5 protein-coding genes and 1 pseudogene are annotated in these 10,451 nt (G+C 54.9%); all 6 read right to left on the reverse strand.

The annotated features are described in order from the left end of the window. Nucleotides 1–4 precede the first annotated feature (4 nt). Nucleotides 5–1,636 carry an AMP-binding protein gene (locus HMPREF2692_RS11685; protein ID WP_014303368.1) on the reverse strand — a complete coding sequence of 544 codons (1,632 nt, stop codon included), beginning with the start codon at nucleotides 1,634–1,636 and terminating at the stop codon, nucleotides 5–7. Then, nucleotides 1,633–2,241 (reverse strand): VOC family protein, encoded by a 609-nt coding sequence (locus HMPREF2692_RS11690; RefSeq protein WP_062037230.1) that lies wholly within the window; start codon nucleotides 2,239–2,241, stop codon nucleotides 1,633–1,635. The genes HMPREF2692_RS11685 and HMPREF2692_RS11690 overlap by 4 nt, the downstream gene beginning before the upstream one ends. After that, the gene (locus HMPREF2692_RS11695) at nucleotides 2,234–7,768 is read right to left on the reverse strand and encodes a non-ribosomal peptide synthetase (RefSeq protein ID WP_061926059.1); all 5,535 of its coding nucleotides are present in this window, start codon (nucleotides 7,766–7,768) and stop codon (nucleotides 2,234–2,236) included. The genes HMPREF2692_RS11690 and HMPREF2692_RS11695 overlap by 8 nt, the downstream gene beginning before the upstream one ends. Further along, the gene (locus HMPREF2692_RS11700) at nucleotides 7,750–8,895 is read right to left on the reverse strand and encodes a Gfo/Idh/MocA family oxidoreductase (RefSeq protein ID WP_014303371.1); all 1,146 of its coding nucleotides are present in this window, start codon (nucleotides 8,893–8,895) and stop codon (nucleotides 7,750–7,752) included. Before HMPREF2692_RS11700 ends, HMPREF2692_RS11695 begins: the two co-directional genes overlap by 19 nt. Before the next feature lie 42 nt (nucleotides 8,896–8,937). Beyond that, nucleotides 8,938–9,537, reverse strand: coding sequence for a hypothetical protein (locus tag HMPREF2692_RS13430; protein ID WP_235591245.1), 600 nt, complete (start codon nucleotides 9,535–9,537; stop codon nucleotides 8,938–8,940). Nucleotides 9,538–9,828: 291 nt separating this feature from the next. Next, nucleotides 9,829–10,047, reverse strand: a pseudogene (locus HMPREF2692_RS13570) (NAD-dependent epimerase/dehydratase family protein); the annotation flags it as partial. Between the last annotated feature and the right edge of the window lie 404 nt (nucleotides 10,048–10,451).

A 10,451-nucleotide genomic window follows, 5' to 3' on the forward strand; every position in this document is an offset into this window, starting at 1 on the left:
CCTCTCAGCTTTGTTCGGATTCACGGTCAGTAAATTGCGCTGCCGCGAGAGCACGCAGCTTTTTCTTGTCGACCTTGCCGATGTTGATCAGTGGAATTTCGTCGACAGTGATCACCTGGTCCGGCACCTTGTATCGGGCTACGCCTCGGGTGAGGAAATCATCCAGAATGGCGGAGCGGTTAACGCCTGGTTGGGCGACGATGGCTGCAACGGTGCGCTCTCCCAGTGCTCTATCTGGCATTGGGAAGACGGCTGCAGCACTAATGCCTGGAGTTCCAGACAAGAGTGTCTCGACCTCAGAAGGGGAGACGTTTTCGCCCAGGCGATTGATCTGTTCAACCACGCGCCCGCACAGCACCAGGTTGCCGTCCTCGGTAAGGTAGCCACGGTCACCGGTGCGGAAGAAACCATCCTCGGTGAAACAGTCCGGGGTATCGCGGTTTCCTTCGTAGCCGAAGAAAGTATAAGGGCCCTTTTCTAGTATCTCTCCCGGCTCGCCTCCCGGGCCATCGATTACCAACTCGTCAGCATCAGAGATGGGACGACCTTGCGTGCCAAGAATCACCGCTGGAGGGTCATCAATACGCGTGAACGTAGTGATGCCTTCACCCATGCCATAACCCTGGTGGATACGCACACCGAAACGATCCTGTATTGCCTCACCTAAGCCGTCGTTAAGCGCCGCTGCGCCAATGATAATTCGCTCCAAGGAAGAGAAATCTGCGGGAAACCACTCTGCGGCCTCCACCCACACCTGGGCTACCGCAGGAACTAGTGCAGTCAGCGTGACCCCGTGGGTCGCAATGGCCGGAAACGCCTCATCGAAGGCTGCGCTGGTGCACAGAACCACAGTGCCGCCCGAAAGCAAGGTGCCCAGAATCCCGGGCTGAGCTAAGGCGAAATCATGAGAGGTAGATAGAACCGCCAAGTATACCGTATCTGGCCCGACGCCGCAGCACTGTGCCGCCGCACGGGTGTTATATGCATACGCCTCATGTACCCGGGGAATTATTTTTGGCATGTTCGTGGTTCCGCCAGACAAAAGATTCAGCGCAACGCTGCGTGGATCCGGCCACTTAGTAGGCGGAGAACATTTGGTAGAAATCGGGGCAGTGAAGAGACCTGGCAGAACTCGGTACGAGGACTCCTTGTCGTGCGTGGGTCCGTTATCGGCCCACAGTTCTTTGAGTCCGAGCTCGCCGGGTCCCATAGCCTCTACCATGGCTACGGTGTCAAAACCGAGATGGTCGCGGCCACCGATATAAGCAACTGGGTGTAAAGACTCACACAACGCTGCAACTTCGGCCTCTCTATGCGCGGGAAGCAGCAGGGTTGGGATAGCACCCACGCGCATCAGCGCAAGCAGAGTCACCACATACGCTGCGGTGTTTGGCAGTTGCAGTAGCACGTGGTCTCCTGGCGAGAGGCCGCTTTCTCGTAGCTCCTCGGTGAACACACAAAGTGATTGCTCGAGTTGTGCGTAGGTCAGGTGTGCGTCGTCAGCGATGACAGCTACATGGTCCGAATAAATCTCGGATGATTCGAACAGTTCCTGGCACAGGCTTTTTCGGGCCAGGTGGCCGGTGCCTTCGTAATGCTTCAACACACTGTTGCGGTCGATATCGCGCCCTCTCATGCAAACTCCAAATCAATCGTGCCTGTGCCGGAACGGCAGGTGAGGCCGCCGTCGACACCAACGTGCTTACAAATGCTTAATGTCTTCTCACTGGCCGCAAAATCGATGTCGGTTATGTGGGTAATCCCGTTAGGATGCGGGGTGCTGCGATGGGTATCAATGGCAAAGGGGGTCACGAAAAGCGGGATCGCCCAGTCGTCGGGTGACAGACACCAGCAGGCGAGCCGTCTGCCAGCGGGATCCTTGCGGGAGAACGGGATTGTCAGGCTCTTGGTTTGATGAGAATCAAAAATCTCCTTTATGTGGTCAAATTCCTTGCGCTGCGCCTCCAGTACCACCCGTGAGTACCCCTGTGACATGGTGGAGAATCTGTCATAGGAGTCGACGAATTTTCCATTGCCAGTAAGGTGTAAAAGTTGGCGGAAAAACGGTGGTACGTCGGCTCGCTCTCGTATCTCCAGGTAGGGACCCTCGCAGAAATAAATAAGCGCGCTTGCAGCGTTTTTCTGTTGTCCTGGTTCAACGTCAAAGCCGCGCGAACGGAAGTAATTAATTGAGTTCTCTAGGTCGTCTGCTTTATAGATAATGTGTCCCACATTAGCCATTTCGTTGTTCCCTCTCCGTGAAGAACGGAAGTAGTGAGGGTACGTTCTCCTGTAGCAGGCAGGTGGCATGAGAACCGGCCACGGCATGTATCTGCAGGTTGCCGAGCACGGTCGCTGGCCAATCGATGTCTCCGCCTAGGCTCGGGTAAAAACCAGTTACACCTTCGGTAGGCTGCAGTACGACTACATCACCGAAATAGACATCGGGGACGTAGTCGATGGTTCCGAGTAACGAATGCCGGAAGACATCGTATAGGATGTCCAGCATCCCGCGAGTGGACTCGGAGTCTGTGTCGAATTCACGGATGCTTCGGTAGATGAGTTTGCGGCGCGCCCTGGGACTCAACACCGCCATCTTTTGGAAGAATTCCCCGATATCTGCGTATGGGCCTTCAAGGGTACACAGTTCTTCGTCACTGATATTGCGGTTGATGCCATCAAGGGTGTGCTCCAGGGCTGCTGCGAGGGTTTTGAGGTCGAAGTTCGCCCCCATTGCACTTAGGTCAGCGTTGAAAATGCACCCATAGGCGAGCTCACACAGCAGTTCATTAGTGACCCGGTGCGGGCACTGGTGGGTGCTGATGCAAGTTACCTGGCGCACGTCGCGGCCGAGTTCGGTGAGCGCCTTCGCGGTCTCCAGCGCTAACATACCGCCAATGCAGTAGCCGACCAACTGATAAGATTCCATATCCAACTCATCAAGTTCCTGGGCGTAGCTCTGGGCCAGATCCCTGATCAGCGTACGGGTTGTGTAGTCCAGGAATCGATCTGCGTCACCAGCGGTAAAACCAACGTGGGCAATCTCTGGCTGGCGTTGAAGCAGTTCGGGCATCAAGAACTCGTAGTCCTTCAGGCGGCCAGTGCCAGCGTGGATCATCACGCGGCAGAACATTGCGTCCTTCGGCAATCGGTATACATGCAGATTTGAAGACCCAGTTGGAGAGCCACTGGCTACAGTAGACAGAGCAGTCAGTTCAGGGGAGGTATGATTAGCAGAATTAACGGCTTTTAATGCTTCGGGTTGACAGCTACTTCCTGCAGCCTGTGCTAGCGCGGAAATGCCTGCGATGGTTGGCACCTTGAGTACGCCACGCATAAGGGCGTCCCACGTGTGCTGCTGTAGGCCAGGTATTTCTTGGCGGAGCCGGGTTACCGTTTCGGCCATGAGCAGTGAGTCACCCCCAAGCGCATAGAAGTCATCATTGCGCCCAACCTCCGTGGTGTCGAGGACATCGCGCCAGATAGTCGCTATCTGCTCTTCCGTTTCGTTGCGTGGAGGATCGATCCGGTTGTTGGGGCTTCCCACCGGTTCTAAGCAGAGTTGCGCTAGGGCCTTGCGGTCTACCTTGCCATTTGAGGTTAACGGCAATTCCGGTAGTACATTGACGGAAGCCGGAACCATGTAACCCGGTAGGTGAGCACGCAGGTAGCCCAGAATGTCTTCACTGTTGAGCGTGGGGACATCGTCGTCATCGGCACCAACGATGATGAGTCGTTGCCCGCATTCGCGCAACGGGTCACTAGTGTTTGGGTACTCCGCGATGCGGTGCATCTGGGTATCCCTGAAGACCTGATCCCACTGCGCGTCCTCGATGAACACCTTGTGTGATTCCGCACGGTGGTCCGTGAAATCAACCAGATTCATCTTGATGGACACCGAGATAAGGGCTGCGTAGAGTTCAGTGATCGGCTCTACTATGACGATCACGCCCCCGGGGCGGCGCAGCTGCTTTAAGCGGGTGAATGACTCCTCGATATTTACTGAATTATGCAGTACGTTGGCGCACAAAATGATGTCGTAACCGCCGAACTCTACATCTTGCGATGTGCAGTCTGAGTTCATATCAAACAGGCCATAGGTCATGGCATCACAATGCGCGAACATTTTTTGGGCTTTATGTAGGAAGAATGTCGAAATATCGGTGAAGCGGTATTCGATTACGTTCTCGGGGAGTCGGCTAACAATTTTTTCCGTCGTAGCACCTATGCCAGCGCCGACCTCGAGGATCCTTACCGGATGATCAGCGTGGTGCTCGGCAATGCCGATCACTGCCTCTGCGGCCGCAGCATTCATCGCCTTGCTAATGCGGTTTTCGCCGTAAATGGTGCGGGCGTTATGGGTATCTCCCTCCGGGAAGAACACCTCGGTGGGACTGATCTCTCCGCGCAACTGGGAAAGAAGCGCCTCAGCTGCGTGCCGTTGGTAATTGAATAATTCCTTACTGTTATTGATTTCCGCTTCCATGTTGCCGAACTGATCCCAGGCCTCTCCGAACACGAAGAAGTCCAGGGTCTGTTGGCTGACAGTCCAACCCTCATCATCCTTAGTGGCTAAGCCTTCTCCAGTCAGAATATTGAGCCAACGGGTTATGAGTTCGCGATACTCTTCGGAGGGATGGATCGCCGCGGTGATTTCCGTAAGAGTGTGGTATTTTCCTGCAACGAGGAAAACACCGGCTTGTTGGAAAGCCGCGAGCAAAGCAGCCATCGCGGCTTCGTTTCCCAGCCGCATCCATGTGGCAAATATTCCCGTGTCAAGGCTCGTATCTGCAGGTGTCCAGCGCTGCTCAAGCATTGTACGGAGCTCCGAGTTTCTGATTTGCCCAGCATCCTTGAGCTCATCTTTGTCGCTCTGTGCATCAGTGACGAAAGCATGTAGTTTAATTGGGTCACTGGTTTCCTGGGTGAGTACTATAGCGCGTTCGACGAAGTCGTTGGATTCGAGGACTCCTTCTATCTCGCCGGTTTCCACTCGATAGCCGTTGATTTTTAGTTGATTGTCCCGACGGCCGTGAAACTCGATTACGCCGTCTGGGCGGTAGCTTCCTATATCCCCGGTAGCGTACATACGTGTGCCATGCTTTTCGGAAAAGAAAAATTTCTCTGCTGTGGAGGTTGGATCGTTGAGGTAACCGGTGGCTAGGCTTTCCCCGGAAATATGGATTTGCCCTCGCACCCAGTCCGGACACTCATTGCAGGCCTCGTCGAGCACCCACATTCCTTGGTTGGGTAACGCGGTACCATATGGTATGCTAGTTTCATTTGTGTGACAGGTCATCGGGTGGAAAATCGACCATATTCCGCCCTCCGTGGCGCCGCCGAGGCTGATGAGTTCAGCATTAGGGAAGTGGGGTGCAGCATGCGCTGGGAGAGTGCCCGGGATCCTGTCTCCGGACAGCATAACCAGGTCTAGGCTGAGGATGTTCGGGTGACGGGTCACCTCTACCTCTCGCACAAGCATTTGGAACAGTGCAGGAACAGAGTTCCAGGTATCGACGTTGTTATCAACAAGGAAATCGATCCATTTGCTGGGGTTTCGCGATTCCTCGTCTAACGGCAGGACCAAAGTGCCACCGCTTGCGAAGGTACCGAAGATGTCATACACGGATAAGTCAAAGGATAACTTCGATACCCCCAATACCGTGCGTCTTTTATTTCGGCCGAGGAGATTGTTCACGCTATCTATGGTGTTCATTGCAGCCGAGTGCGTAACGACAACACCTTTTGGAATTCCGGTGCTGCCTGAGGTGAAGATGATGTAGGCGGTTTCGGTGGGGGAAACCGGTGAGGCTATGGTGCCACTGTACTGTATCGGGCTGAGAGTATCGACGTTGATGTTGGAGATATCGGTATTTTCTTCGGAGAAATGAGAATTAGTGATGACGTTGGCAGGACGACACGCTTCTATCATTGAACGTTGGCGGATTGCGGGTTGCTCGTGATCGATCGGCACGTAGGCTGCACCAGTTGATACCACGGCAACAGCGGCAGCTATTTGCCATACTCCGTTACCTAGGACGATGGCAATGTAATCTCCGGGACCGACATCAGAGAGCTCATGCTGTAATGCCCCGACGTAGCCAGCCAGATGTTGGTAGCTGTAGGTTTTTCCGCCACACACCAGCGCTGGCTGGTGTGGGTGCTGCTGGACGTTATCCCAAAACCCGTCGTGGAGGCATCGGGTGGTCTGCTGTACGTGGGTTTTGTGAATGCGGTTACGGATGGCGATCGTCTTATCGGGCAAGTGGACTGAATCAGTTTCCTGCCACGCCGAACCGTCGTCGACCAGGCGATCGAGTAGGTCGGTAAATGACTCCCACATGTCGTCGATCAACGCCGGTTCAAAGACGTCCTCTCGCACGTCCCAGTTGACGTTGCAAGAGCCTCCGTCCTGGAATGCCTGACAGTCAATCCATACCTGCGGCGTTCGGCTTACGCCGGAGACAAGGTTGTAGGCCGGACCATTGTTGTGCGGTGTGTCTGCACCCAACGCGCTGGTGAATACTACCGGGATTACCGCGGGCTGCCCGGTAGTGCGGGCTATATCGCGCAACACGTCAACCCCGGAATACGCAGCGTGTGATAGCTCTTCGGATAGCTGCTCCTGGGTTGCGTGCACGCGCTCACTAAAGGTTCCAGTGTGCGGATGGCAAGCATGTAGGGTCATCTCGGTAAAGTCTCCGATAATACGGTTGATTCCGGCAATGGCAGAATCTCGGTTCATCGAAGTGACATTGACGCAAAAGTCACTTGTGGAGGACCAACGGCGCAGTACATCGGCGTAGGCGGTAAGTAGCGTCGCCGAAGGAGTGACGCCGTGAGTGCTTGCTGCGTCGGTGAGCTTTGACCATGCTGCTGGCGAGCATCGCCAGGTACGCCGGGTGAAACGCACCGGCATTTCGGATGTGCGATCGGCTGAGGTCAGCGTCGGCAGTAAGGGTTTGCCGGACAACGAGGGGATGATCTCGGACCAGTACTTTTTTGCATTGGTGCGTGCAGCGAAGCCAGCGGCACTCTGGCTGTGGTGGTTACGGGAGGTGATTATATCCCGAAACGTGGTGTCCTCTAGTTCCGGTAGAACGTTACCTGCGTAGAGAGTTAGAAGTTCCTCGACCATCACCCTCACGCTTACAAAGTCGGCGATGATCATGTCCACCGAAAACTGTAGGATGCTGCATTCGTCAAATTGCAAAAGCTGGAATTCGTGCAGTGGCCAGGTGCCCAACGGGTAGCTACGGTTTTCCAATTTTGCGCGGTGACGAAGATACTCGGCGTCCGGGACATCTGGGTTGTGGCCCGCGAGGTCTACAGCTTGTAGCACCGGCAAACTGCGAGATTTAACCACCTGCAGCGAATCCGGTGGAACGACCACTGCAGAGAGCATGTCATGGCGCTGGATGAGTTCGTGCCAGGCCTGTTCAAGGCGGCTGCGATCAAGGCGTTCCGTTCGTATTTCGGCGTAGCTGTGGCACCCGGTGCCACCCAGATCATAGCCTTCGTTCTGACCGGTTGCGTATGCGCGCTGAATATCGGTCATGGGGAAGGGGGCGAACCGTGCTTGCTCATCATGCGGAACGGCCTCCCGCTCACGCAACCATGCCAAAACCTTTTCCTTATTTGACCTTAAGGCCGCGAGGTCTTCCTCGCGCAAGGAACCCTTGGGTGAACGGTAGTTGAGTCGATCGCCGTTCACCCATAGCGCTATACCGCGGGATTCAAGGTCGTTAATCAGCGCTGTGACATCCATGTTATCTCTCCTGTGTTCCGGTGGTTGGGGTTGTTTCGCTCAATGGGGGAGGTATGAGACTCCCCCAGCGGCCACATCAGACTCTCGAGACTGAGTGGTTCGGCATGCATAGCTGCTTGGACGGTACATGTGGGACCCAGTAATTGTCCGGTGCGCGCCCAGACTGCGCACAATGCCAGGAGGTATTCGGCTTCTTGCGCTTCGTTCTTGGAGCACGCCAACTTGTCATATACTTCGTTCAGAAACTCCGCAATGCCTGCAGGCCAGGTATGGTCGTAGAGGGCGACACGGGTAACGCACGGCTCGATAAGGAGATTCTCATGCAACTGTAGAGTGCTCAAACGATCATCGGCAGCAGTGCTTAGCAAGCCAGCTTGATCTCGTGGGATTGGGGTGTTTGGGTGCCAGATGATGGTTCCGTCAGTCTCGGTGAGCACCAGATTTCCGGCGTGCGTGAAAACAGTTATTCGATGCCCCACGTGAGCGAAATCGTCTGGCTTTTCTGGGTCGTTGTGATTAACCACGCGCAAGCAGAGCGGGGTTTTGCGTATCGAACCGGTGAGCGTAGTGAATATTCCGGTAACTTGGGTGTCGTCATCAAAGCTCCATGGGGTAAAACCGCCGGTAATCCTTCCGATGATATCGAGCGTTGAGAATAGAAAGTGAATGCTACATTCGGCGTCTATGTGGATGATTTTGAACTGCCTGGTTAGTGTTGTTGCGATTTCCAAGTACCGGGATATGGTTGGATTCCAGCGGTAGAAGGTGTTGAGCTTGAACTGCACGTTATTTTTCGCTGCCATCCGGTAGCAATCTACAGAGTCTTTCTTGTGGATCGGGTGCTCCATCACTACATGCTTGCCACGGCTTAAAAACTCTAGGGCGAGCTGCGTGCCGGAACCGCCAACGACGCTAGATCTGACCACCACACAGGCAAGATCAAAAGCGGGGAGATCTTCGATCTTGGTACACAGAGGTACGCCTAGCTGCTCTGCCAGCCGGCGCGACTGTTCGCTGCCCTGAGATAGGATTGCTACCAGCGAAAATTTATCCGCAAGCTTTTTTATCCCGTTGATGTATATACGGCCAAATGTTGTGCCGCATACGACGACGCGTACAGTGTTCATGCGACGGGCCTTTCTAGGTTCTGAGCCGAAATACCGGGGTTTTTAAATGAAGCCTGCATCGTCGTCATCACTCCATTGAGGTGCGTCGGTAGTTGCTGTAGGGCCGACGATTTTAATGTCGACGTTGTAAGAGGCCAGTGACGAGAGGACAGTTTGAGGGGCCGGCAGCTCATAGCCCCATTTCGGCCCGGTTAGTAGTTCGTCGCGGATAACGCTTTTTGTCGCTTCCGCAACAAAAAGAGCGGTGATGAAGGTGGAGTCCGGTGCGTGGACACTGCCTGAGACGCGAACAGGGCGGCCCCGTAGGGTGCCGTGGACAGTGGCTTGGATGGCAAACCAGTGGTTCTTTCCGGCATCGAGTTTGGTCTTCGCTGCAGCTATGTCTGCGCACAAATTCATGAGCGTGGTTGGGTCTGATATGTCGGTTTGTGAGAGCGCACGTAAAAGTAACTGCTGGGTGTCCCGGTCCGGTATGGCCGTGACCCCTATGAGGCGCGGAATAGAGAAATCTTGGGCCATCTTGCGTAGCTCGTTGGTGACGAACGGGCTTGCTATGAGTCCGTCATCGCTTGGGAAAGGTTCCAGATCTTCAGCGTGGATGCTCCCAGGTTGGTAAGCCACGAGGTCGCCGTCGACAATCATCTTCCCAGGATGTCCGTAGGAGTTGTGGGTACTTAGCACCACATCGACCAGACCCGACAGCCCGCCCCGGTCGCGTCCACCAGTGCAGAGAGTTACCGATTGACAGTCGTCGATTAGGCCCGCCAGGTGGCGTAGTAATAGACCGCTGAGACCGGGGGTAGCGCCGGCGTTGACCACGCACGGACGGTTGGTGGGATAGTTGTCGAATGAGTTGGCTCCGAACGGGTCTATATAGCCCACTGAGTCTGGTAGTGCCGACGCTACTGAGGTCTTGAGAAGACATGACGGTCCGGCGCAGTTGACGACGACATCAAGGTCACGGGAAAATTTGTTGACAGATTCCTCGTCGTGAGCGTCAACGATAGCGGTGCGCTCATCTGATGTGTGGTGAGACCGATTCCCGCAGTTCACCATATGTCCGCTAGCGCGCAACAGTGCGGCTACTTGGCGGCCTACTTCGCCATGCGAACCGAGAACCCCCACTCTTGCCGTCTCTCCTGTGCGAACCACTCAATGTCCTTTTCTTAGCGAGCACATAACGCCAAATAGGGCCTGTTTAGGTTAGGCTACCCTGCGCGGCAATGAGTTGCAATAGATAGAGGGTAAAACGGCTCTTCCCAATCTAGAGTGCGTAGCAACATAGCTACCTGGCTGGGGGTAGGGGTCGTTGGGCCGGGTCAAAAGGATAGGCAGGGGGTGTTTTGGTGGTGTCGTGGCATAGCAAGAGGCCCTAGACGGTGCAAGATGGTCGTTATCACACAGTCCATCCAGCCACCTAGGGCCCTGACCATGAACTTGTGCAGGTATCAAGCTCCGGGTTTCGTAGAGGCTGTTTTTCTTGGTTTTCTACGCCACAGAGGATGCGACAGCGGTGGTGGTGGGGACCTGACCCCCTTTTGGTGGACACCTGATAT

The organism is Corynebacterium sp. HMSC036D03 (assembly GCF_001836185.1).
In the GTDB taxonomy this organism is placed as follows: domain Bacteria; phylum Actinomycetota; class Actinomycetes; order Mycobacteriales; family Mycobacteriaceae; genus Corynebacterium; species Corynebacterium simulans.

Excerpts from the sequence above, each read along its gene's own strand:
- HMPREF2692_RS11685 (WP_014303368.1), bottom strand. The coding sequence starts at position 1,636 with ATGAGAGGGCGCGATATCGACCGCAACAGTGTGTTGAAGCATTACGAA.
- HMPREF2692_RS11690 (WP_062037230.1), bottom strand. The coding sequence starts at position 2,241 with ATGGCTAATGTGGGACACATTATCTATAAAGCAGACGACCTAGAGAAC.
- HMPREF2692_RS11695 (WP_061926059.1), bottom strand. The coding sequence starts at position 7,768 with ATGGATGTCACAGCGCTGATTAACGACCTTGAATCCCGCGGTATAGCG.
- HMPREF2692_RS11700 (WP_014303371.1), bottom strand. The coding sequence starts at position 8,895 with ATGAACACTGTACGCGTCGTCGTATGCGGCACAACATTTGGCCGTATA.
- HMPREF2692_RS13430 (WP_235591245.1), bottom strand. The coding sequence starts at position 9,537 with ATGATTGTCGACGGCGACCTCGTGGCTTACCAACCTGGGAGCATCCAC.